The sequence below is a fragment of the Photorhabdus heterorhabditis genome (assembly GCF_001280945.1).
GTDB classification, from domain to species: Bacteria; Pseudomonadota; Gammaproteobacteria; order Enterobacterales; family Enterobacteriaceae; genus Photorhabdus; species Photorhabdus heterorhabditis.
In genome coordinates, this window is sequence record NZ_LJCS01000062.1 from 1 (window position 1) to 26004 (window position 26004).

Below are 26004 nucleotides of genomic sequence, written 5' to 3' on the forward strand. Positions count from 1 at the left end.
CTAAATAGCTTTTCATAATTCCGCTACACATGGCCTTCTTCAACCCATTGTTATATATGGAGTTATAAGTGGTATAAGATGTAGCGCTATTTTAGAATCTTATTTAGACTCAATAGATAATTCTTATTGAAAAAAATAAAGAAATTAACGAAATAGCCATGTGAAAATAGCCTTTCGATTCTGGCAATAGAAACAAAGATTGCTAATATAAAAATTTTCATTGATAATTATTATATGAACACGGAAAAATGATGTATGCCTTTGCACCATACTGTTTTTCCAGAATGATCGTGAATTAACTATGACAGATAATAGGAGGAAAGATGAAAGCATTAACTATTATGTTATTGATATTAATAACAAATATTTCAGGCTGCGTCTCCAAAAAACACGCTTTTTCTATTGACTATAAAGCAAATGGTGAAACTTTTCATTTGACTCCATTATGTATAGAGGAAATTTTTCCGGAAAAAGGAGATAATTACCATTCCATTTTCATCAAAGTAAAAAATAACTCTCATTGTAGCAAACCATTTAATCTTTTTATAAAGCAAAACGTAGGAAAAAAAATATCTGTTTTCTTTAACAATAAACCAATATTGAAAAATACCAATATAATTACGCCAATGCATGTTGAAAATGGTTTCTATCAGGCAATAGATTCGAATATAACATTTGAAGAAATAGTCAACTCTTTAAATTGATGAAAATCTATGGTTTTTTTCTTCCTGAAAAAAACCATAGATTAATTAAGTATTTTTTATTAAATCCTAATAATCATATTAATACTCAACAGTGATTATTTGTCCTTGTGAATGACTTTTGAAACAAATGAGCTAAGTAGCCTTTGACGGAGGCTCTTTTTAACCTCACTTATTATTGTCATTTTTATACTTTTTTTACACATCCACTCACTCTTTTATCAGCTTCTTTTCATCTGCCTGCTTAACCTTATACCTATCCAAATCCTAAGGAGATAAGCAGTGAGCATATTCTTCATTTCCGGCGCGTTATTGATAGCTCTGCTATTAGTTTATCTGATTTATGCGTTACTCCATGCGGAGGATTTTTAAATGGCTGCATCCGCTTTTTTACTGATCGCAAGTTTCTTACTGATTTTACTGCTGTTAGCAAAACCGCTTGGAAGTATTATTGCCAATATGATCGAAGGCGATATTCCACGCTGGCTAACGAGAACAGAGTCTGGCCTTTGGCGTTGCTGTGGTTTACAGAAACCTGGCGGCACAGTTAAAGAGATGAACTGGTGGCAATACGCATTAGCTATCATTATTTTTAATCTGACTGGGCTATTACTGTTATTTACCCTTTTAGTCACACAAGGCAGTCTCCCACTTAATCCTCAACATTTCCCCGGGCTTAAGTGGGATCTGGCACTGAATACAGCGGTCAGCTTTATTACAAATACCGATTGGCAAGCATACAGTGGGGAAAACACGCTCAGTTACTTTAGTCAAATGACTGGCCTGACAGTACAGAACTTTCTTTCTGCGGCAACCGGGATCGCGGTGGCATTTGCCCTGATACGCGCATTTTCCCGTCATGGTGTGAAAACTGTGGGAAACGCCTGGGTTGATATCACACGCATTACACTGTATCTGCTGTTACCGCTGTCTATGATTATCGCGCTGGTTTTTGTCAGTCAGGGCGTGATGCAGAATTTCGAACCTTATCAGCTCATTCATACCATTGAAGACCAACAACAATTAATCCCGATGGGACCCGTTGCCTCTCAGGAAGCAATTAAATTGTTGGGAACCAATGGCGGTGGATTCTTTGGGGCTAATTCATCTCACCCTTTTGAAAATCCAACCGCTATCAGCAATTTTATTCAGATCTTGTCGATCCTCCTTATCCCCAGCGCACTCTGCTTTGCCTTTGGTCAAGTCATTGACGATAACCGTCAGGGACACGCTTTATTGTGGGCAATGTGTATCATCTTTGTCATTGCCACTTTGGGGGTCATGTATGCCGAATTGAAAGGCAATCCACATCTCAGCCTGTTAGGTGCTGACAGCAATATCAATCTGGAAGGTAAGGAGAACCGCTTCGGTATTCTTGCAACCTCAATTTATGCCGTAGTGACAACCGCCGCTTCCTGTGGTGCCGTCAACGCTATGCATGACTCCTTCACCGCACTTGGCGGTATGATCCCAATGTGGCTGATACAAATTGGCGAAGTCGTGTTCGGTGGTGTGGGTTCCGGTTTATACGGCATGTTGCTGTTTGTTCTGCTAACCGTTTTTATCGCCGGTTTAATGATAGGGCGTGCTCCTGAATATCTCGGGAAAAAAATCGAAGTATTCGAGATGAAAATGGTTGCACTGGCGATTCTGGTTACCCCTACACTGGTGCTTTTAGGTACTGCTCTTGTCATATCAACAGAAAATGGACGCGTGGGTATTCTAAACCCCAGTGCTCATGGTTTCAGTGAAGTACTTTATGCCCTTTCCTCTGCGGCCAACAATAACGGCAGTGCCTTCGCTGGCCTCAGTGCAAACAACCTGTTCTATAACCTGCTGCTGGCAACAGTGATATTTCTTGGCCGCTTTGGTGTCATCCTGCCAGTACTGGCTATTGCTGGCTCTTTGGTAACAAAAAAACGTCAGCCTGCCAGCAACGGCACACTACCAACCGATAGCCCGCTGTTTATCGGCTTACTAATCCTGACCATTATGTTAATCGGTGCATTGACCTTTATTCCAGCTCTGATCCTTGGCCCGGTCATTGAACATTTACAAATCTGGCTGATATCCCGGTAAGTGCCAAAGTGAGGAACATATGACAAACAAACAACGGGCATTATTCGAACCCTCTTTAATTCGTAATGCACTTATTGATTCAATAAAAAAATGCCATCCGGCGGCGCAATGGCGTAATCCAGTGATGTTTGTGGTCTATCTGGGTAGCGGGTTAACCACCATTTTATGGATTGCTATGCTGGCTGGTCAGCTTAAAGAAAATACGCTGTTTACTGGCAATATCGCCTTATGGCTGTGGTTTACCGTGCTGTTCGCTAACTTTGCCGAAGCATTAGCAGAAGGCAGAAGCAAAGCTCAAGCCGCGAGTCTTAAAGGCGTGAGAAAAACCAGCTGGGCGATTAAACTCACCTCAGCCAGTCGTGATGCAAGCCGAGAGAAAGTTCCCTCTGATAGCCTGCGCAAAGGTGACATTGTCATTATTGAAGCCGGTGAAACTATCCCTTGTGATGGTGAAGTTATTGAAGGTGGCGCTTCCGTTGATGAAAGTGCTATCACCGGAGAATCTGCCCCGGTTATCCGCGAATCTGGCGGTGACTTCTCTTCTGTTACTGGCGGTACACGCGTGCTGTCTGACTGGTTGGTGGTTGAATGTTCGGTCAATCCCGGTGAAACTTTTCTTGACCGCATGATTTCAATGGTAGAAGGCGCTAAACGTCGCAAAACCCCCAATGAGATTGCCCTGACCATTCTGCTTACCGCGCTGACGATTATCTTCCTGTTGGTGTGTGTCACTCTACTGCCATTCTCAATATTTAGTGTGGAGGCTAACCAATCTGGTCAACCGATCACCATCACTGTATTAATCGCGTTATTAGTCTGTCTTATTCCTACGACTATCGGCGGCTTACTTTCTGCCATTGGTGTCGCGGGTATGAGCCGTATGCTGGGTGCTAATGTCATTGCCACCAGCGGACGGGCGGTTGAAGCAGCGGGTGATGTGGATGTCCTGCTGCTGGATAAAACCGGCACAATCACATTGGGGAACCGTCAGGCATCTCAATTTCTGCCTGTGTCCGGTGTGACGGAACAACAGCTGGCAGATGCTGCTCAGCTCTCTTCTCTGGCAGATGAAACGCCGGAAGGACGCAGCATTGTCATTCTGGCAAAACAGCGATTCAACCTGCGTGAACGTGATCTGCACTCACTGAATGCAACTTTTGTTCCTTTTTCCGCCATGACCCGCATGAGTGGCGTTAATGTGGAAAATCGCCTGATCCGCAAAGGCTCGGTAGATGCCATTCGCCGCCATATTGAAATCAATCACGGAAAGTTCCCCGAGGCAGTAGAAGTTTTGGTTCAAAACGTGGCACGTAAAGGGGGGACACCACTGGTTGTAGCAGAAAATCAACGAGTATTGGGTGTTGTGGCGCTGAAAGATATTGTTAAAGGTGGCATCAAAGAGCGATTCAGTGAGATGCGCCGCATGGGGATCAAAACCGTCATGATTACCGGCGATAACCGCCTAACCGCAGCGGCTATTGCCGCAGAAGCAGGCGTGGATGATTTTCTGGCTGAGGCGACCCCCGAAGCCAAACTGACCCTTATCCGCCAATATCAATCCGAAGGCCGTCTGGTCGCCATGACCGGTGATGGAACTAACGATGCGCCGGCACTTGCTCAGGCTGATGTTGCGGTTGCCATGAATTCAGGCACTCAGGCCGCCAAAGAAGCTGGCAATATGGTGGATTTGGATTCCAACCCAACCAAACTGATTGAAGTGGTTCATATTGGTAAACAGATGCTGATGACACGCGGTTCTCTGACCACATTCAGTATCGCCAATGATATTGCAAAATATTTTGCCATTATCCCGGCGGCGTTTGCCATCACTTATCCACAATTAAATATCTTGAATATCATGCACCTGTATTCACCCACTTCGGCGGTTTTATCGACCGTTATCTTTAATGCACTGATTATTGTGTTTCTGATCCCACTGGCTTTGAAAGGTGTTAGCTATCGGCCGATGCATGCGTTGTCACTGTTACGCCGCAATCTGTGGATTTATGGTCTGGGTGGTCTGATAGCGCCTTTCATCGGCATCAAACTGATAGATATGTTGCTGACTTTGCTGATATTTAAATAAAGGTGATGAAAATGACTTGGTTACGTTCTTCTGTTGTATTGTTGATATTCCTGACTCTGATTACTGGCGTAGCTTATCCATTGCTGGCAACGGGTTTGTCAGAGCTGATGTTCCCTTATCAGGCACAAGGTTCTATGGTGGAACAAGATGGTCAGGTAGTTGGCTCTGAATTGATTGGTCAACCCTTCACAAAAGATATCTATTTCCAAGGGCGCCCTTCCGCTACCGCAGACCACCCTTATAACCCCCAGTCATCCGGTGGCAGCAATTTGTCTGTCTCCAATCCAATACTGGCTGATGAAATCAAACATAGAGTTGAGCAACTGCGCAAATTTAACTACCAACCAGACATTCCAGTGCCCGTTGATCTGGTGACCGCATCCGGTAGTGGCCTTGATCCTCATATCTCGCCCGCAGCTGCTAACTTTCAAGCCCAACGTGTCGTTGATGCACGCCATTTACCCGTTAAAGTGATAAAACAGTTAATCAGAGATAATACGGAAACACCCCCATCAGAATTTCTCGGTGAACCGGTTATTAATGTGTTAAAACTCAATCTTGCTCTGGATAATTTGCAAAAGAAAAAACAGTAAGGCTGGAATATGGATCAACACGAACCACAACGTCCTGACCCTGATGAATTACTGACACTGGTTAATGAGAAACAGCGCGGTAAATTAAAAATCTTTTTTGGTGCCTGCGCTGGCGTGGGGAAAACTTATGCCATGTTACAAGAAGCTCATAGATTGCGTGCTCAAGGGCTGGATGTGGTTATCGGTGTGGTAGAAACTCATGAGCGGCAGGGAACTGCCGCTTTGCTTGATGGTCTACCACAGCTGTCACCTAAACAGATGCACTACCAAAGACGGAAAATCACCGTCTTTGATCTTGATGCCGCCATTGCCCGCCATCCGGCTATGATTCTAATGGATGAACTGGCCTTTAGTAATCCTCACGGCAGCCGCCATCCCAAACGCTGGCAAGATGTTGAAGAGTTACTTGAAGCTGGAATAGATGTGCTAACGACCATTAACGTTCAGCATCTGGAAAGCCTTAATGATGTCGTTGGTGACATTACCGGCATCCGAGTCAGAGAAACCGTTCCTGATCATATCTTTGATCAAGCTAATGAAATTGTGTTGGTTGATCTGCCTCCCGATGATCTGCGCCAGCGGCTTAATGAAGGCAAGGTCTATATTCCCAGTCAGGCAGAACGCGCCATTGAACACTTTTTCCGTAAGGGCAATTTGATTGCATTGCGAGAGCTGGCTTTACGTCGTACTGCCGATCGCGTTGATGATCAAATGCGTGCATTCCGCGATACACAAGGACATGAGCCGGTCTGGCATACCCGCGATAATCTTCTGCTATGCATCGGTCACAGTTCTGGTAATGAAAAACTGATCCGTACCGCAGCCCGCCTTGCCGCCCGGCTAGGTTGTATCTGGCATGCAATTTATGTTGAAACGCCAAAACTGCACCAATTGCCAGAAGGTAAACGGCGCACCATCTTAAAAGCGCTCAGATTAGCGCATGAATTGGGGGCTGAAACAGCGACACTCTCCGATCCAAACAAAGAAAAAGCAGTATTACGTTATGCAAGAGAACATAACCTTGGCAAAATTTTGATAGGCCGTCGTTGTGAATCCCGCCAGCAGCTGTTTGGCTGGAAATGGTTGCCCGGTTTTGCTGACCGATTAGGAAAATTAGGGCCAGATCTGGATTTGGTGATTGTCGCCCTGGAAGCGCGTGGTCAATGGGATAAAGAACAGGACAACCGCCCTGTCAGTGAAAAATGGCAAGGACAAATTCAAGGTTGCCTGGCTGCTATCACTCTCTGCACGCTTATCACCTTGTTCTCCCGTACTCTACTGCTAACCCTTGATAAAGCTAATCTTGTCACGCTTTATCTGCTTGGTGTCGTTATTATCGCGCTATTTTATGGACGCTGGCCGTCAGTCTTTGCCGCTTTTATTAATGTCATCAGTTTCGATATTTTCTTTGTGCAACCACACTGGTCTCTTGCTGTCACGGATATGCAGTATCTATTGACCTTTACCGTCATGCTAATAGTGGGTGTCGTGGTAGGAAACCTGACAGCGGGAATCAGATATCAGGCGAACATTGCCCGTTACCGCGAACAGCGAACCCGACATCTGTATGAAATGACCCGCGAATTTAGCCGAACACTGAATGAAGAGGATATTGCCCGGACCAGCTACCATTTCCTTGCCAATGGTTTTCAGGCTAAAACCGGCCTATTTTTACCCAATGATGATGGTGAATTGCGCCAGCTCACAACAAATAATGGCGGTCATATGTTGATTGATGATGCCATTGCGAAATGGAGTTTTGATAAGAATCACCCCGCAGGCGCGGGAACCGATACCTTGCCTAGCGTACCTTATCAATTACTGCCAGTGGCAACACCTTCACAGACTTTTGGTGTACTGGCTATTGAACCCGCCTATTTACGCCAGCTACTTATCCCTGAACAGCAGCGATTACTGCAAACTTTTACCCGATTGATTGCCAACGCACTAGAAAGATTACAACTCTCCCGTCAGGCAGAATTGGCTAAATTGGATACAGAACGGGAGCAATTACGTAACTCACTTCTGGCAGCCCTTTCACACGATTTACGTACCCCTCTGACGGTGCTTTTCGGTCAGGCAGAAATCCTGATGCTAGACTTATCTGCTGACGGCTCTCCGCATACTAAGCAAGTGAATCAAATCCGTCAGCAAATTCTCAGCACTTCCCGTCTGGTCAACAATTTGCTGGATATGGCACGTATCCAATCCGGGGGTATTCAACTCAATCTGGAATGGCAATCACTGGAAGAGATCGTCGGCAGTACCTTGCGTTCACTGGAATATGCGCTCAATCGTCACCCGGTCACCGTTTCCCTACCATCGGGCTTATTGCTGCACTGTGATGGCAGTTTACTGGAACGGGTTTTTATCAATCTATTAGAAAACGCCATCAAATATACGGCTGAACAAACCCCATTGGGCATTAAAGCAACAACAGAAAAAAATCAGATTCACATTGAAGTTTGGGATGCCGGCAACGGCATTCCACCACAACAGGAGCAATTAATTTTCGATAAATTTTCCCGCGCCCGCAAAGAATCCGCCATTCCTGGAGTCGGCCTTGGATTAGCAATCTGTCGCGCAATTATTGAAATTCATAGTGGAAATATTTGGGCTGACAACAACGAAAAAGGTGGAGCAAGCTTTCACTTTGTTCTACCGTTAGAGAAGCCACCTGAGATTGAAGAGCTCACTGAGGAGATGTGACTATTACCAATAACAGTACCATCTTAATTATTGAAGACGAAAAAGAGATCCGACGCTTTGTTCGGCTAGCGCTGGAAGGTGAAGGCTGTCGCGTATTTGAAAGTGATACGCTGAAACGAGGTCTGATTGAAGCAGGAACCCGTAAGCCTGATCTGATTATTCTTGATTTGGGATTACCCGATGGTGACGGTATTAATTTGATCCGTGATCTGCGCCAATGGAGTTCAATTCCAGTTATTGTTCTCTCTGCCCGTGATACAGAAACCGTTAAAGTGGCGGCACTGGATGCCGGCGCTGATGATTATCTGAGTAAACCGTTTGGCATTAGTGAATTGTTAGCAAGAGTCCGGGTCGCCTTGCGCCGTTTTGCCAGAACCAATCAGGAAGAATCTATCGTTCATTTTTCTGATGTCACTGTCGATCTCATTAATCGCCGGATAACTAAAAATGAGAAAGAACTACATCTAACTCCCATTGAGTTCCGTTTGCTGGGCGAATTACTAGCAAATAGCGGTAAAGTACTCACCCAACGCCAGCTACTGAATCAGGTTTGGGGTCCTAATTATGTCGAACATAACCATTATTTGCGGATATATATGGGGCATCTGCGACAAAAACTGGAAACTGACCCAACAAGACCAAAACATTTGCTCACTGAAACCGGCGTTGGCTATCGTTTTATGCCGTGACTCGCTCCCATTGCTAAGTCACAAGATTCTGGTTTTCAGCAACCCGCTTTTGAAATATCGCAAGCCTGCATTTATTTATTGCGTTTTTCAGTGCATATTAGCTGCAATTCACTGGAGCTAAAATTCAGAATAACTGCAAAGTTTGAACAAATCTGTAAGTTCATTATGAAGATATAGTGAGATCACGGGGTAAGAATATTCTGAATTAATAAAGGGGAAATAAATTCCCCAAAGGTGACGCTGTTTTTAGCCATTTCCAGATGGCTAAAACTCACTCATTTAGATTTTCCAGTTCCACCCGGCGCTATAGATAAGATAATGAACATGAGCGTTGTCAGTATTAACTCTCTCACCTCTTTCATCCAAAACATCGTTATATCCATAAGGCAGTATCATACTGGAGCTATACTGATTGCATAGCACTTGAATGTCCTTTATCGCCTTCTCAGCGGAATATTTTGCTGGTAAGTAACACAAATATAAATAGTTACTGGATGAGTTATAAATATTTTGAGGGATCTTAACCCAATCTCCCCCCGGACTTTTGTCTTTTACAGTAATAAACTTCAACTCAGTGATGCAATCTTTATTATCAATAGCGGGATCATATTTTGCTTTATGCATAAAAAGACAAATATTTATCTTGTCCTGGTAATTCAGCCATGTTTCTGAACCTTTACCGTTTTCTAATCCAATATATCCTTCAGGAGGAGAGCCGTAATTCCCAATACCAATAATAATCTTATCAATATAATCCGCATGCACACGTCGTTTAGCCGACTCCGCCGGAGCCCAAACAGTTTCAAAATGCTTTTTAAGCTTGGCCTTTTGTGTTCTGTCTGAACACAGTTCCCAAATCCCCGTCAAGGGGTTGGAGTCTGCAAAGTTAACTAATTCAGGGGCATTGGGAACACTGGCTTTCCAGTCTTCAAAGGCTTTTTTCGCTGCAGCTATTTCTTCTGCGGAAGGTTGTTCTGAGCTTGTCGCGCTACCAAAAGGATCAAATCGAGACAAGTCACCGCCAATGGCGTGGGTTTTTATGTTGGATGCTGAACGAAACTTCTTTATATCCTCCTTAAATGAATTGTCTGTACGAACAGAGAGACCGATAAATCCCGCAAATGAGGCTGCGGCAACCACGTCAAAAGAGTTTGTTAGATTCGACGTATATTTGTTCGTAGATGATGAATATTGCGCGCAGCCACCCATGACCACGCCACTCAGAAAGTGAGAGCCCCAAGTATTAAATAGGTCATTCATATCCTCCTCAGTATCCGCCTTATCAAGGGCCGTTTTAACACTCTCTTTAAGAAACTCTTTTAACGCTTCTGCTGAACTTTTGAGTATATAAAGATCATAAGTATACTGAATGCGGGAAAACGCATTTTCAAAAGCCGTCAGACTATCTGTATCAAAATCGACTTTCAGTGATGCACTAAAGAATAAATAGTTACCTTTAATGCGGCTTTTACTGGAAATACTGCTTTGATATGACTCAATAGATTCGCCTGATGCATTGGTATATTTTAAGTCCCCGACACTATAACAATCGACATAATAAGGGACTTTTAGGGTTTTGCCGAGAATAGTGATTTTTTTGAAATTATCTTCACTTGAGTTAACTTTCCGCTCATCGAAAAGCGAATTCATACAACTTCCCACATTGCAATATTTACCAAAAACATCATAACTTGTGCCGATCATTTCAGCACCAGCTATAACAGTATCATCGAATAGGGACAGTTTTCGAAAATAATTTCGGCCACATATTTCGACATCTCTTTCGCTGTTTTCCTGTTCTAGTGATTTTCCTGTTTTATCGTTAGACATAATGGAACCTCATATTGATAGGGAATAAATTGACAATAGATATCGCCGCATTCTGGATGAGGATTCGGAGTTTAATACCTATATACCTGTTATCTTTCAAGTTGCCTCTTTGTTGGTGGCACTCACCCCGGTCACAGAGTTAGCTATGCTCCCGGGGATTCGCTCCCTTACCGTCGCGATCCATCTTGAAATCTATTGGGTATAAAAAGAATAGAGTAGAAGTGAGAAATATCAATAAAGTGATGGTAAAAATAATAATGTGCGCCCTGAAATAGATGCTATTCGACAATAAAACAAAATTACCATCAAAAGTAATAATTTGTCATATTATGTATTTATAAACTTAATTTACCAGCGCCATTCAGTTTATTTAAAATATCAATCACTATCGACAATATCATGTTTTTTCTTTAAATTCATAGCGAAAAATTAGCATATCATTTCTTTATTCATTATTTCCACATTGAATATTCATAACTATTAATTTGCAAATTAAAACAATAGGAATAATTTTACAAAATAATTAATAGACGGGATATATAACAATTAAATTGTTATATACCTGTTATCTTTCAAAGGGCGCCAAGATCTGAATCCTGACGCCTCAAGTTTACCTAACACATATTTTCAGATAAATAATGGGCCACGGATTCTTCGCGGCAAGAACCGATAACATCAGCGTGAGGAAGCGCTTGTTTAACCCTATCATGCGCAGTTCCCATTACCACGCCCTTAGCCACCGTTGAAAGCATTTCCACATCATTCATTCCGTCGCCAAATGCAATAGTTTGACTGATTGGAATGCCAAGAAACTCAGCTAACTGAGTTAAAGCCCATCCCTTTGAAACAACACTATCCATTACTTCCAAACACCAAGGGAATGAGAAAGCGATATTGGTACTATCAGAAAATAGATTAATTAAATGATGTTCTAATTTAACCAACTCATCATGATCTCTTCTCTTATGAATGAAAAAAATTTTTTCAACCATCTCACAAGGCATTTCATCAGCTGATTTGACTATTGGACTAAAATTATCATTCTGATTAAAGTCACTGAAACTATGGTGTATTTCACTGGTTAACCATTGAGAACCACAATACATATTGATCACTAAATCATTATCCGCCTGCGTCTCTTCAATCAGTTGTTTTACGATGTGGCTTGGTAGATATTGTCTGATATCCAGGTTCTTACAAGCCGTTGTTAATCTGGCCCCGTTAGAAGTAATCAAGTGTATCGGTATATCAAAGTCATCCACAAGGGAACTTACATCCGTATGATGCCTGCCAGTAGCAAACACAATTTGCTTTTCCATATTTGATAAATCAGTTAACACCTGGCGGGTAAACTTACCAATCGTATCCCCTTGAAGTAAAAGCGTTCCATCAAGATCTGTAGCAATAAGATTATACATTAGCGTATTCCAATACAGTAAAAACAGTTATTATCTAAAATTTACTAATAAATTCAAGAAATAATTACTTATCAATATCATGCTTTCTTCCAAACTATAATTAATGTTTTCACAGTAGATACTTTTTAATCTGGTATATTTAATTTTTTTAAAAATAGAAAACAGAATCTGATTCACCATTGAATACGCGTAATGATTATTTACTCATTAGATGAAACATCGGCGATAAAAACTGGAAACCATCCAACCAAATTAAAATATCTACTAACCGAAATGATTTATCAATTTTAAATAAAAATCCGCAAAAAACCATTACAGCCGATTGCGGATTTTTTTAATTGAATAACATATTAACCGGCAGCAAAAACCTGATTAACAATATTCAGTGCTTCCTGTTCAATCTTTTCCCTATGCTCAGGGCCAAGGAAACTTTCACAGTAAATTTTATAAGCTTCTTCTGTCCCCGATGGGCGGGCCGCAAACCAACCATTCTCTGTCATCACCTTCAAACCACCGATTGATGCTCCATTACCAGAAGCTTTCGTTAACCGGGCGGTGATTGGATCACCCGCAAGTTTGTCCGCTTTCACCATGTCTGGCGACAGCTTGGCTAATAGCGCTTTTTGCTGATGACTTGCCGACGCCTGAATACGGCTGTAGCTCGGTGTACCGAAACGGGCAGCTAACTTATTGTAACGCTGCTGTGGGTTTTCCCCTGTCACTGCCGTCATTTCTGCCGCCAGCAAACACAAAATAATGCCGTCTTTATCCGTGGACCATGGCGTACCATCGAAACGCAGGAAAGAAGCGCCAGCACTCTCTTCACCACCAAAGCCCAATTCACCTTTATGCAGACCGTCAACAAACCACTTGAAACCAACCGGAACTTCCACCAATTCACGCCCCAAATCGGCCACGACGCGATCAATCATTGCACTGGAAACCAGTGTCTTACCTACCGCGACATCTGCTGACCACTGTGGACGATGGCGAAACAGGTAATCTATTGCCGTTGCCAGATAGTGATTTGGGTTCATTAACCCCGCAGGAGTCACAATACCGTGGCGGTCATAATCAGGATCGTTTGCAAAAGCCAGATCAAACTTATCGCGCATTGACAGCAAACCGCTCATTGCCCAAGGGGACGAGCAATCCATGCGAATGACACCATCGTGATCCAGATGCATAAAACGAAATGTTTGATCTACCTGATCGTTAACCAATGTCAAATCTAAATGGTAGTACTCACCAATACGCTGCCAGAACGCAATACCGGAACCACCCAAAGGATCAATGCCGATTTTCAACCCTGCCTTCTGGATAGCAACCATATCAACCACATCCCCAAGCGCAGCAACATACGGCTCCACTAAATCTTGCTGGTGTAGATATTCACTACTCAATACTTGAGCAAATGGCAGACGTTTAACGCTTTTCAGACCTTCTTCAAGCAACTCATTAGCACGACGTTCAATAATCGCGGTCAGATCAGTATCTGCGGGGCCACCATTAGGCGGATTATATTTAATACCGCCATCTTCCGGTGGATTATGGGATGGCGTAATAATAATCCCATCAGCCAACTCTCCCCTCTGGCGGTTATAGCAGAGGATGGCATGAGAAATCGCAGGCGTTGGAGTAAACCCGTTATTTTCCTGCACAATCACATCTACATGGTTAGCCGTCAGTACTTCCAGCACAGAAATAAAAGCCGCTTCTGACAAAGCATGAGTATCTTTACCCACGTAGCAAGGGCCATTTATCCCCTGCTGCTTGCGCACTTCTGCTATTGCCTGAACAATGGCCAGAATATGGGCTTCATTAAAACTACTACGCTGAGAGCTACCACGATGGCCGGATGTCCCGAATTTAACCTTATGCAGCGGATTTTCTGGCTGAGGATGTAAGGTGTAATACTGCGACGTCAGTTGTGCTACGTTTATCAGATCACTTTGGCGGGTAAGCTGCCCCGCTCGCGAATGAATTGCCACTTTAATTTCTCCTGGATAGCTGCACCGTTTTGCCTATTTCGCAGCGCAGCTTTAATCAGTTAAATCGTGCCACACACCTTTTCAATAAGATTGGCTGAGAATTTCATATCCTGCATAATTTGCTCAACCATATTACGCTTACGGTCAGTATTGGTGTTAGTAATTACCCAAAAAGGTGTACCTGGAATGTGACGTGGTTTGGTTTGTTTACCACTAGCAAGCAATGTCTGTTGATCACCGGCAAAATAAACCCGGGTGCGGCCATGCATCTCATCGGTAGTCTGAGAAAAACTTTCGCTGTTCAAACTATATAACGTGGACAAGATCAACATAAAACGATCAACTGATTTTTTCTTCTCAGCATAATCATCTGAAAGCAGCAATTCACGTATAACGCGAACAGAATCACGCGGGCGGGCTACTGGCGCTTTCTCCACAGCGCTGGCAGACTGTGCACTTTGTACTGGCTGTTCGGCGTTAAAATTCAGCATTCGCCGTAAAATATCAGATGCACTTTCACCAATATGCTGTGTATGGCTGGCAATATAGCGGTAAAGGTCTTCATCAACTTCTATTGTTTTCATTTCTATCCAGTACTGTTCTAAATAAAAAATTTAGCTGGATTATAAAGTATAAATAGGGAAAACAAAACAAGTAAAATTTCAATAACTTAAAAGTATTTCCGTGGGGAAAACAACGTAACAAAATAGACTCTTTTCATCTAAAACAAATCAATTAGTTACATAAAATTTCAGAAAATATAATCAACCCAAATTTGCAGCGGCTTCAATTACCTTTCAAAACCGCTGGAGAGTAAGAAAAACCCAAGTAACAATGAGCATTTGGTCACTCCGCGGCCAAAAAACGATAAAAAGGATTCATTACAGACATTCGTTATTTACCTTGCATGTCTGATTTGTCAGAAAAGTAAAAATAATAAATGCAGGTTATAATATGCCATTCAAGCTGACAAAAATACGGATTCAGATGGTGATAGACAAGCCTGGAGTCATAACGCCATGTTGGACGAATTACTGTTTAAACGGAAAATAATATAGTGGGTGTTTCCGAATTCTGAGGCCAATACCCAATCGGCCCAAAACTTAATCTAGAAATAAACTGTTTTTCACGATGAACAAGGATATTTTTATATTCTTTATTTATCGTTATGAATGAACTTCCTCTGTGGAAATAAAAAATCCGAATAAAATATCAATTAACACTGTTATCAGTTAACACTATAGAAAATTTATTAACACGTTCGTAGCTTAGGAAACCAAGGCGGGTTACTTACTTCGTGGGGTGAAATTGTTATTCAATCAATGTTGTTTCATTTCTCAATAATTTCCCAACGGTGGATATATAAATTTACGATATTAGCAGCTGGATAGCGCATTATACTAACGTCCACCATACCATTCAGACTCAATTGAATCATCAGGGCATTATCTATGTCTAACAGAAAATCGGCCAACAACGGGTTGGGTAAGATAGCCAATATCTCCGGTATTTAATGCCAGCGGTGTTATCTTAGAAATAAGTTATTTTTATTATTTTATCCTTATATAAGATTGCCGATAACTCAATCTCTATTGAGTTTGTAACACTTTCTTACAAAATTTACTGTTCATAAATTAAAAAAATGAAAATTTTTCTTGCCATTTGGTGATGATTTAATAATCATAACTTAAGTTCCATCGTATGGTCAGTATGAAGGAAACTTCAAACTCCGTTCCCCTTGTTCAAAGGGATTAATCTGATAGGGATACATTTCTGTATTCCTGTCGTTCAGCTCACTATTGTCACGGCTTTTTGTCTGTGGGATAGGATTTTTACTACCTTATTTCTTTGGTAATGAAATCAATCATTTTCATTTCTGGCGGGATATCTATGTTGGTTTCATCAGCACAGGTGCTTTTCTGAGGATGAAGGTGATTGATAGACGGGCAGAGGTCTTATGAGACTTTCAATCCATGATGTTTGGGTTACGCGCCTATATGTAATAGCAAGCAAAGGAAACAACACTGATGAGTACATTAAATCCGCTAGACTGTTTTGATTGTAGAATACTGAAACACTGGGTGGAATTTCAGTTGGTGGATGAACAAGGGAAACCCTTGGTCAATATGCCTTATGGCCTGATAAGCAGGGGACTGCCGGATCATGTGCGCCGGGGGAAGACGGATGGTTTCGGGGTACTCCGGGAAGAAGACCTGTCAGCTTATCCCGTGAAATTGTATATCCATGCCCAATCGCTGGCGGATGAGATGGAACAACGGCCATTGCGAGAAATACGGGGAGAAGAGGCATCGGTGGTGAAACCAAAAGCCGAAGCTGAAGGCCATCAATATCGTTATGTGACTATCGGGCAAATCAATGATGGGCTGCCGGTGATTAAAGGATGGGACCCCAAAGATATCCCACCCCCCTATCATTTTCCTGATCCGGAACCCAAAGGCTATCAGGTCCATCCGTTAAATCAGCGATATGTATTGGAAGTGTGTCCATTCCGGGCCTGGGTTTTGCTATTGCATCATCAGAAAGAGTATTCCATTGTGAATGCCTATAATCAGTGTTTGATGAGCGTATTGGCTTATGCGGGCGGGGATGTTGATATTGAAGGTTCTGTTAAACATTTTTTTAACCGGCAAATGGTGGATGTTTCCAAACTGCCTTATCAGGTGGAAAAAGCGTCGGCGGCACCTGTGGTTTATAATGTGCCATTTAGTGAACGTTATACTCAGGTGGAGTTTATTGATTCACAAGCAGGGGATCATAAACAGGGTGATACCAAACTGTTTTATGCTGCCAGTAAGAAAGATGTGATTATCAGTTGGCGGGGTACGGCTACTCTGGAAAATTACCTGACTGATGCCACCTTCCAGCCATTGGCTTTAAGCTGCGATGATGACAAAGCATTATGCAGTGGGTTTATCCATAGTGGTAAAGTGCACAAAGGATTTTGGGAAGCGTTTAATTTGGTTGGAGAGTTAATAGTCCCCAGTGATAAGGATAAAAAAGTATTCAGTGACATTATTAACTTAGTTAAAAACAAGCGATTATTTATTTGTGGCCATAGTTTGGGAGGCGCGTTGGCATTATTGCACAGCGCACAACTGAAAGAACATAATCCTTGTCTCTACAGTTATGGGATGCCAAGAACATTGACCCGCAGTGCGGTAGAGGAATTGTCTGCCATTACCCATTATCGTCATGTAAATGAAGATGACCCGATCCCTTCGGTGCCTTTTGAACAGGATATGGATAATAGATTTTTTAATTACTGGGTGCCGGTGGGATATGAATGGGCAATGATAAAGTTGTTGCCACCGTCACCGATTGTTAAAGCCATTAAACAAACGACTGACAGTAAAGAAATCTATTTGCATCATGGTAAGGTTGTTCATTTTTTTCAAGCCAACAGTTGCCCGGAATGGCTGATTTCCGCCAGGAATGCCCTCCTTATAACGGCTGTGACCGAAGAAGTATTGAATAACACCACTAAGCTTTATTTAATTCCTGAATTAAACCCGGAAACAGAAAAGGATTTTTCTCTGGCCGGTGAGCGGCAAAATGCGTTATTTAATCAGCTCAGTCAACAAGAAAAAGATAAACTGTTTGTTGAAAACAGAGGGGCTGATTTAAAAGGGGGATTTGGCTTTTCTAATCATAGCTCGTATAAATATGCGGGTTATATAGATGAGCGCCTCAGAGAGTTATGCGAACCGGATAAGATTACGGTCTATCAGGACAGTCAGCGTCAATTTAAGGCGACAATGGATAATGATAAGATGCTTATCCCTGACAACATTTACTATCGTAATCTCTATTTTCTGGAGATGGACAAACAGTTAATAAAATCACTGACCGTCAGCCAACAGGAAGAACAAAGCACACTGGCCTTACAACATTACTGCGATAAGAAGGAACTATCAGTATGAAGATATTGAAAATAATGTTGCTCTTATTATTTCTCTCTTTTATTTACTGGGCGTTTGGTGATACCTTTTTTAACTGGCTATTTCCCTTTTCATCTGCCGGAAAGGGGCCGTCAATTACCGTGGAGGGTGTCGCGCCGAAATACACCAAACCGTATATATCTGCTTTGTATATCTCAAAAGACTGCCTTAAATATCAGTTGGATGCGGGTATGTCACCTTTTAAAGTACCAACTTATAACGGATTGCGCCTAGATGTAAAGGCAGACCCACAAACCGGTTATTTTCAGGCTAAACTATCCCCGTACAATAACAGGAAAACCGAATCATTATCTGACCCGGCTTTCCTGAACGGCTAACTTATCAATCAATTTATTATAGTGTTAGCTAACAAACATTGGTACTAAAGACCGAATTTGTCATCGGTAAGTTAAAACCAACTCATTAATTTATTTAGCATTTAATGCTTGGTTTAATTTATCTTCATCAAGCTGACGACAACGTTTTGCTACTACGATAGTTGCAACTCCATTGCCAATTAGGTTTGTTAAAGCTCTTGCTTCCGACATGAAACGATCTATGCCCAGAATCAACGCCAACCCTGCTAATGGTAAATGCCCAACAGCAGAAATTGTTGCCGCTAATACAATAAATCCACTACCTGTCACGCCAGCGGCACCTTTAGAGGATAAAAGTAACACAACCAATAATGTTATTTGATGCACGATATCCATATGAGTATTTGTTGCCTGTGCAATAAATACGGCTGCCATTGTCAAATAAATAGAAGTTCCGTCCAGATTAAATGAATATCCTGTCGGTATAACCAAACCAACAACAGATTTCTGACATCCCGCCTTCTCCATTTTATCTAACATACGAGGTAATACAGATTCAGAAGAGGATGTGCCCAATACGATTAATAATTCTTCTTTAATGTAATTAATAAACCGGAAAATATTAAATCCTGTGGCTTTAGCTATTGTTCCTAAAACAAATATGACAAAAAGAACACAGGTGATATAGAAACAAACGATTAATTGCCCTAATTGAACTAATGTACCAATACCATATTTTCCGATGGTAAATGCCATTGCCCCAAAAGCCCCCAAAGGCGCTAATCGCATTATCATATTGATAATACCGAATATCACATGAGAGAAACCATCAATAATATTAAAGATTGGTTTTCCTTTATCGCCTAAACGATGAAGTGCAAAGCCAAATAACACCGCAAATAACAAAACCTGCAAAATATTACCACTGGCAAATGCCCCTATTACACTGTTCGGAATAACGTCAAGCAGGAATGCAATTGTGCCTTGTTCAGACGCTTTCTCCGCATATATAGATACAGCCTTAGCATCTAATGTGGATGGATCAATATTCATCCCTGCACCAGGCTGCATAACATTGACAACTATCAGCCCAATAATCAAAGCAATTGTGCTAACTATTTCAAAATATACCAGTGCAATAGCGCCTGTTTTACCAACAGCTTTCATACTTTCCATACCTGCAATTCCTGTCACAACAGTACAGAAAATAACAGGTGCAATAACCATCTTGACTAATTTTACAAATCCATCTCCCAACGGCTTCATTTCTGTCCCAAGCTCAGGATAGAAATGCCCCAGAAGAATACCGATAGTTATTGCAACCAAAACTTGAAAATAAAGACTTTTTAGTAAATTTTTTTTCACTATTAATTCCTAATCCATAGTATAAAATCAGATTCTATTTATTCTTATTAGAACAGTATGATTACTGTTTAATTTACCTTATGTATTAATTTGTACAAAATATAACATAACCATTAATCATTTTTTCACAAAATTTTAAAACCAACACACAATTTTTTAAGATATAGATCACATAAACACACAATGAATAACCATACTAAAGTGACTGAATCAATAATCATCTCACAAGTTATTTATAACTTCCTATTTAAAAATATTTGTTATTTGAAGAGTTTTTATCTTTCAATCCATTAAGCATTACTGTTGGAAAATTAACAAATTTTTGACACCTTGAACATTTTCAGAACAATTTAATTAAAAAAGATTATTAACTATAATTGCATTCTGGTTGCTTTTTCGCTCTTTAAGCAACAGTATCCCTGACAATATGTAGCATGACATTTAATACCCAGAGGAAAAAATTTTTCATCATGAAATTAGACAGCCAGCTAAATTATCATATACAAGTACCGGAAAATCCGGTCTCTACCACACCTGTTGTATTGATCCACGGTTTATTTGGTGATCTAAATAACCTTGGCGTCTTAGCCCGTAATTTACAGCAATATTATCCAGTCATTCAAGTTGATGTACGCAACCACGGTTCATCCCCGTGGGTCAATAACATCGATTACCGCGATATGGCTCAAGATATTATTTCTCTGCTGGATCATCTGAAAATTCAGTCAGCCATTATTATTGGTCATTCAATGGGCGGTAAAATCGCAATGACAATGACCGCACTGGCACCAGAACGAATAGAAAAAATTATCCTTATTGATATAGCACCTGTCGCCTACCAGGTTCGCCGCCATGATAAGATATTTACAGCATTAAATAAAGTCACGAAAGCGGGAGTTAAAACCCGTCAAGATGCTATTGAAATTATGCGGGAAGATATTCAGGAAGAAGGTGTCATTCAGTTTTTACTAAAATCATTCCGTCAGGGAGAATGGAAATTCAATTTACCAGTATTAATCAATCAATATGAAAAGATTATTGGCTGGCAGGAAATTCCCGCATGGCCTCACCCCGCTCTATTTATTCGTGGTGGCCTTTCTCCTTATATTCAGGAAGAGTACCGTGATGATATCGCCAGACAATTTCCACACGCTAAAGCTTGGGTTATCGCCGATTGCGGTCATTGGGTTCACTCAGAAAAACCAGATGCGGTTTTAAGAGCAATTCATCGTTTTCTGAACACTGATGTAGGATCATGTGAGAAACAAAAAATCAGTTAGTTAATGATAAAGAACGGCTCACCTACTCTGTGAGCCACTTCATTATTTTATCCCAGAACTATGGGAAATGAACGCTCTTCTTTTTAAGGTCAACATCCGACATAGTTGAGCAACGATGCTTAAACAAACCGTTCGCAATGAGCTGTTGATGACAATAGGGATATTTTATTTAATATTATGAATATTAGATAAAATACAGAGTTAATCTTATCTGGTGAATAATGCAAGATCTATAAACCGGCGAAGACGAATGTACTTAATTCGGATTCTTACTATTTAATTTAATTAAAAGGGGTTTTCAGCGAAATCATCGGCATTATTTCGTGATTTCCATCACATTTTATTAAATTAATGGGGGATGAATTTGTCTGACAATCAAGACACCGCAGACTTTTTGTTATATCTTTTTACCTGAATATAAAATGGATAGCATGACTGATTGTGTATCTTTATTGATGACTATGAAGATACCCCCCTTAAATATATTCAATTTTAGTTATCAATTCAGTATTGCTGTTAATTCTACCTGATTGATATGACTGAATGATTGAATAAAAATAAGACAAAAAGACATATATGGATAATCACCCACGTTGTCGGTTCACTGAAGGCAGCATTATGTTGCCGGCAGGCTATCAGGAACAGACCGTAAACATCATTACCGCACCCGATGCTCCCGTACTCAACATCTCGCGCGACTCGTTGACCGAAGGCGAAGATCTCGCCAGTTACCTCACCCGCCAGAAAAGTCTGCTGAAAAAGGGTCTGCGTGACTGGCAATTACTGGAAGAACAACCTGCAATTCTGGGTGATAACCTGTTGCAAGGTATAGCATTGTTCTCCCGTTATCGTCCCCAAAAAGGGCAGCAAGTCTATCAATATCAGGCGGTATTCCTGTCAGATGAGAAAAAAGCGCTGATTTTCACGCTATCATCCCGGCAGGTATTCACCGAGGTTCAGCGGCAGTGGCTGGATGATTGCCTGAAAAGTTTCCAGTTCTAAGGAGGGGATACAATGCCAGAAGCGGCGCGAGTGGGGGACACAATCGGTCATTCCAGTGCCATGGCGGGATTGATTGCGGGCACAGTCATAGGTTCATTAATTTCAGCTGCCGGGGGAATTTTATCAGGCGCCCTCTTTGTCGCGGGGTTGGCCGCATCCTGTATCGGGGTAGGTGTTTTGCTGATTGGCGCCTCTATTGCGGTGGGAATGGCAGCGGGATATTTAGGTGACATGGCGCGTGATGCCTGCGTCTCTGCGGGGGCCTCCTCGCGAAGTCCCTGCGGGGAAATCAAGGAGGGTTCCCCCAATGTTTCTATCAACAACAAACCCGCTGCTATAGCGACACGCAGTCAGGTGGAATGCAGCAAAGAGAACGGCATTCGCCAGATGGCGGAGGGTTCTGATTCCGTTTTCATCAATGGCTATCCTGCGGTGCGGGTCGGAGACAAAACGGTCTGTGATGCGGCAGTCATGACCGGTTCATCTAATGTCTTCATCGGCGGGGGAACGGCGCAGACGGCCCAAATTGTGCCGGAAATCCCCCCATGGGCGTATACCGTTTCCGATTTAACGATGTTTGCGGCAGGGTTAATCAGTTTCGGTGGTGCGGCAGCCAAAGGCCCCGGCGCTTTGCAAAAGCTGTTCAGCAAGATACCGGGGGCGGATAAAATCCGCAAAATCGCCTGTCGGCTGGGTCCGCTGGCTGTGGCTGTGCCTGTCGTGGGGATTCTCATGAACCCCGTGGAAGTCATTGCCGGACAAAAGTTCCTGAACGATGAGGACGAGCTGGATTTTGTGCTGGAGAGCGAACTGCCGCTTGACTGGCAACGCAGCTACCTGAGCAGCTATCGCTATGACAGCGTACTCGGACCGGGCTGGAACTTGTTCTGGGAAAGCCGCCTCACGCGCGTGGAGGACGGGTTGCTCTGGCGTTCCCCTTCAGGGAATATCGTGCCATTTCCTGACGTGCCGGCAGGGCACCGCTGTTTTTGCCCTGACGCTCAAAGCGACCTGATACACACACCGGCAGATACCTGGAAAATCCGTGATGCTGGCGAACAGGTTTACCATTATGCGGAGTTCGATGATAACGGCATTAGCCGCCTAAGCCATATTCGCGATAATGTGGGTAACGAGCAGCGCTTCCATTACAATGAGCAGCGTCAGATGGTCAACATCACGGGCAGCGGCGGGCTTAACCTGCACTGCGATTACGTGATAAGGGAAAATGATAACCAAACGGTTTCCCGTCTCACCGCCGTCTGGCGCGAACTCCATGATGGTCAGCGTATCCCGCTTTGCCGCTACCACTATAATGACCAGGCGCAATTGACCGGGGTCAGCCATCGTAATGACCCTCTCCAACGCCAATTCGGCTGGACTGAACACGGTCTGATGGCCTGGCATCAGGATGCGCGGGGGTTACGCTGTGATTACCAGTGGGAGCAGGATGAAGATGGCTTGTGGCGCGTCACTGCCCAACAAACTAGCGAAGGGGCTGGTTTTCGGCTGGCATACGATGACGAGAACCTCACCCGTACGGCCCACTGGCATGACGGTACCCGCACGGTGTGGCTCCTCAACGACGCGCACCACATCATCCACTGTCTCGACCGCACAGGCACCGAACATCATATCCTGTGGGATGAATTTGGCCTGCCGAACGGCTACAAAGATGCAGACGGTAATACCCGCCTGAGTGAATGGGATAAGCATGGTCGCCAGCTGAGTTTCACTGATGCTAACGGCAACCAGACCCGCTGGCAGTACGAAAATGATACTGACCGGCTCACCTTTATCTTCTGGCCGGATGGCACGGAAACGGCGCTGACTTACGATGACGTCGGGCGACTGGTCAGTGAAACCTCGCCACTGAAACAGACCTCGCACTACCACTATATGCATCGTCACACGCTGCGGCCTGACCGGCGCACGGATGCTAAAGGGGGCGAGAGCCAGTTTCTGTGGAATGCGCAGGGACAGCTTATCCGCCATGCGGATTGTTCGGGTCAGTCCACGATATGGAGTTATGACCGGGAGAATCGGCTGGAAAAAGTCACCAATGCCCTGATGGAAAGTACCCGCTATCACTATGATGATAACGGTCAGCTGGCTCAGGTCACCTATCCTGATGACTCCACCGAACAAATGACGTGGGACGAGGCGGGCCAGCTTATCAGCCACCAACGCAATCAAAACCCGCCCCGTCATTGGGAATATAACGCGCTGGGTCAGGTCGTTTGTGTCACTGACCGGCTGCAACGGAAGGTGCATTATCGCTATAGTCCCGAAGGCCATCTGGTCCGGCTCGACAACGCCAACGATGGCCGTTACCTGCTGAACCGTGATGCGGAAGGACGATTAATCGAAGAAATCCGCCCCGACGACACCTTAATCCAGTACGAATACAACGTAGCGGGCTTGCTGAGCCTTGAACGGCGCATGGGTGACAAAGTATTCAAGTACCCGGAGCATCGGGTACACCAGCATTATGATGCGGCGGGTCATCTTATTCAGCGGGAAACTCACACGGACACTTATCAGTACCAGTGGGACAAGATGGGCAGACTGCTGGAAGCCCGGCGCGAACCTAATGATAACGGTAAACAACTGGGGATAGAGTCCAACACGGTGCGTTTTGATTATGACGCACTGGGGCGGGTCACTCGGGAGCAGAACGGCGACGACAGCCTCCAATTTGACTATGATGAACTGGATAACCTGACCGCACTCACATTGCCACACAGTGGCACCTTAAGCTGGCTTTACTACGGCTCGGGTCACCTGAGTGCCATCCGGCATGAACAGACACTTATCACTGAATTCGAGCGTGACCGTCTGCATCGTGAAACGCGCCGCACACAGGGCAAGCTGTTCCAACTTCGTGATTATGATCCACTAGGACGCTGTACCCACCAGTATAGCCTGCCGTTGAAACGGACCAATACAGAGCCCCAGCCCTATCTTAGCGAAGGCAAGCCGTGGCGGGCGTGGCTCTACAACCCACAAGACGAATTGCAGGTGATGGAAGATCATTACCGGGGCATGATCGAATATCTCTATGACTCTGAAAGTCGCCTGAAAAAAGTGACGCATTGGGGCAGCGCTTATGATGATATGTTGTGGTATGACCGAGCGGATAACCTGCTGGAGCAACCCCAGTCGATACTGAAACGTGAGGCGGAAGAACGGGGGCTGGGCAAAACGATGGAGCCGCAGGGCGACCGCCTGAGCCACTGGCGCGAATGGCGCTATGAACATGACCCGCATGGCAACGTTATCAGCCGGGCGCATGAGATGCGCGAAACACAGCATTATCGTTATGATGGTGATAACCGCCTGACGGTGGCAGTTATCGGCAACACAACAGCACGTTATCACTATGATGCTCTGGGGCGGCGTATTCGCAAAGTGGTGAAAATCGGGATTGATGGACTGGCGCGTTATGAACAAACCGATTTTGTCTGGCACGGGCTGCGTCTGTTGCAAGAGCGGGATGCGAAAAGTGGCGAAATCCAGACCTACTGCTACGAATCCCATGACAGCTACACCCCGCTTGCCAGCATTGTCACGAAAGGCGCCACACACAATTACTTCTGGTATCACACGGACATCAACGGCGCGCCACTGGAAGTAACGGATGAGGAGGGTAAAATTGCGTGGGCGGAAAAATACAATACTTTCGGTGAACTGGGTGGCATCCCGTTGGATTACTTCACCGACCCGGCCCGGTCATCATGGAGTTCGCGTTTCAGGCAAAACCTGCGTTATGCGGGACAATATTTTGACAAAGAGACGGGGCTGCATTTTAATACGTATCGGTATTATGCGCCGGAAATTGGCCGGTTTATAACGCCTGACCCGATTGGATTAGCAGGGGGTCTGAACCTGTATGCGTACGTGCCGAATCCGGTGTCGTGGATTGATCCGCTGGGTCTTGCTGGGTGTAATGCCCAATTTAATTCCAGAAAGGCAGCGCTTAGAG

The 26004-nt window shown here is 43.5% G+C and carries 16 protein-coding genes and 1 pseudogene; 12 read left to right on the forward strand and 5 right to left on the reverse strand.

What is annotated here, in order from left to right; translation table 11 throughout:
- The first annotated feature begins 323 nt into the window (after positions 1 to 323).
- From AM629_RS17155 to kdpE, 7 genes are all read left to right on the forward strand, one after another.
- Entirely contained in the window at positions 324 to 704 is a 381-nt protein-coding gene (locus AM629_RS17155) for a hypothetical protein (protein WP_054480469.1), read from the forward strand.
- A 279-nt stretch (positions 705 to 983) separates the two neighbouring features.
- Positions 984 to 1073, forward strand: coding sequence for a K(+)-transporting ATPase subunit F (gene kdpF / locus AM629_RS22470; RefSeq protein ID WP_072161919.1), 90 nt, complete (start codon positions 984 to 986; stop codon positions 1071 to 1073).
- Complete coding sequence (kdpA, locus tag AM629_RS17160) at positions 1074 to 2780, forward strand: potassium-transporting ATPase subunit KdpA (RefSeq protein WP_054480472.1); 1707 nt, start codon at positions 1074 to 1076, stop codon at positions 2778 to 2780.
- Between the two features lie 19 nt (positions 2781 to 2799).
- On the forward strand, positions 2800 to 4866 hold the full coding sequence (gene kdpB / locus AM629_RS17165; protein WP_054480475.1) for a potassium-transporting ATPase subunit KdpB: 2067 nt from the start codon (positions 2800 to 2802) through the stop codon (positions 4864 to 4866).
- Between the two features lie 11 nt (positions 4867 to 4877).
- Positions 4878 to 5459 carry a potassium-transporting ATPase subunit KdpC gene (gene kdpC, locus AM629_RS17170; protein ID WP_054480476.1) on the forward strand — a complete coding sequence of 194 codons (582 nt, stop codon included), beginning with the start codon at positions 4878 to 4880 and terminating at the stop codon, positions 5457 to 5459.
- Positions 5460 to 5468: 9 nt separating this feature from the next.
- The gene (gene kdpD, locus AM629_RS17175; protein WP_054480477.1) at positions 5469 to 8168 is read left to right on the forward strand and encodes a two-component system sensor histidine kinase KdpD; all 2700 of its coding nucleotides are present in this window, start codon (positions 5469 to 5471) and stop codon (positions 8166 to 8168) included.
- Positions 8165 to 8857, forward strand: a complete 693-nt coding sequence (kdpE, locus tag AM629_RS17180; RefSeq protein WP_188093395.1) for a two-component system response regulator KdpE — start codon at positions 8165 to 8167, stop codon at positions 8855 to 8857. Before kdpD ends, kdpE begins: the two co-directional genes overlap by 4 nt.
- Positions 8858 to 9136: 279 nt before the next feature.
- Here the strand turns inward: kdpE and AM629_RS17185 are convergent, their stop codons facing one another.
- The 4 genes from AM629_RS17185 to seqA form a co-directional block, all read right to left on the reverse strand.
- Positions 9137 to 10687: a multivesicular body subunit 12 gene (locus AM629_RS17185; protein ID WP_054480478.1), complete on the reverse strand. Its 1551-nt coding sequence runs from the start codon at positions 10685 to 10687 to the stop codon at positions 9137 to 9139.
- Positions 10688 to 11301: 614 nt separating this feature from the next.
- Complete coding sequence (locus tag AM629_RS17190) at positions 11302 to 12105, reverse strand: Cof-type HAD-IIB family hydrolase (RefSeq protein ID WP_054480480.1); 804 nt, start codon at positions 12103 to 12105, stop codon at positions 11302 to 11304.
- A gap of 350 nt (positions 12106 to 12455) precedes the next feature.
- Positions 12456 to 14096, reverse strand: coding sequence for a phosphoglucomutase (alpha-D-glucose-1,6-bisphosphate-dependent) (gene pgm, locus AM629_RS17195; RefSeq protein WP_054480482.1), 1641 nt, complete (start codon positions 14094 to 14096; stop codon positions 12456 to 12458).
- Positions 14097 to 14155: 59 nt separating this feature from the next.
- Positions 14156 to 14680, reverse strand: a complete 525-nt coding sequence (gene seqA, locus AM629_RS17200; RefSeq protein WP_054480487.1) for a replication initiation negative regulator SeqA — start codon at positions 14678 to 14680, stop codon at positions 14156 to 14158.
- Positions 14681 to 16123: 1443 nt separating this feature from the next.
- Here seqA and AM629_RS17205 point away from each other — a divergent pair.
- Both AM629_RS17205 and AM629_RS17210 read left to right on the forward strand, forming a co-directional pair.
- Positions 16124 to 18037, forward strand: a complete 1914-nt coding sequence (locus tag AM629_RS17205; RefSeq protein WP_054480489.1) for a lipase family protein — start codon at positions 16124 to 16126, stop codon at positions 18035 to 18037.
- Positions 18034 to 18333 (forward strand): annotated as a pseudogene (locus AM629_RS17210) (hypothetical protein); the annotation flags it as partial. The gene AM629_RS17205 and the pseudogene AM629_RS17210, both read left to right, overlap by 4 nt.
- 150 nt (positions 18334 to 18483) lie before the next feature.
- On the opposite strand, the gene AM629_RS17215 reads toward AM629_RS17210, so the two are convergent.
- Positions 18484 to 19737, reverse strand: a complete 1254-nt coding sequence (locus AM629_RS17215; RefSeq protein WP_054480493.1) for a dicarboxylate/amino acid:cation symporter — start codon at positions 19735 to 19737, stop codon at positions 18484 to 18486.
- 470 nt (positions 19738 to 20207) lie between these two features.
- Between AM629_RS17215 and ybfF the strand changes: the two genes are divergently transcribed.
- The 3 genes from ybfF to AM629_RS17230 form a co-directional block, all read left to right on the forward strand.
- Complete coding sequence (ybfF, locus tag AM629_RS17220; RefSeq protein WP_054480499.1) at positions 20208 to 21017, forward strand: esterase; 810 nt, start codon at positions 20208 to 20210, stop codon at positions 21015 to 21017.
- Positions 21018 to 21593: 576 nt separating this feature from the next.
- On the forward strand, positions 21594 to 22019 hold the full coding sequence (locus AM629_RS17225; RefSeq protein WP_054480500.1) for a DcrB-related protein: 426 nt from the start codon (positions 21594 to 21596) through the stop codon (positions 22017 to 22019).
- A gap of 12 nt (positions 22020 to 22031) precedes the next feature.
- The coding region (locus AM629_RS17230) for an RHS repeat-associated core domain-containing protein (RefSeq protein ID WP_054480501.1) at positions 22032 to 26004 on the forward strand (3973 nt) is incomplete at its 3' end.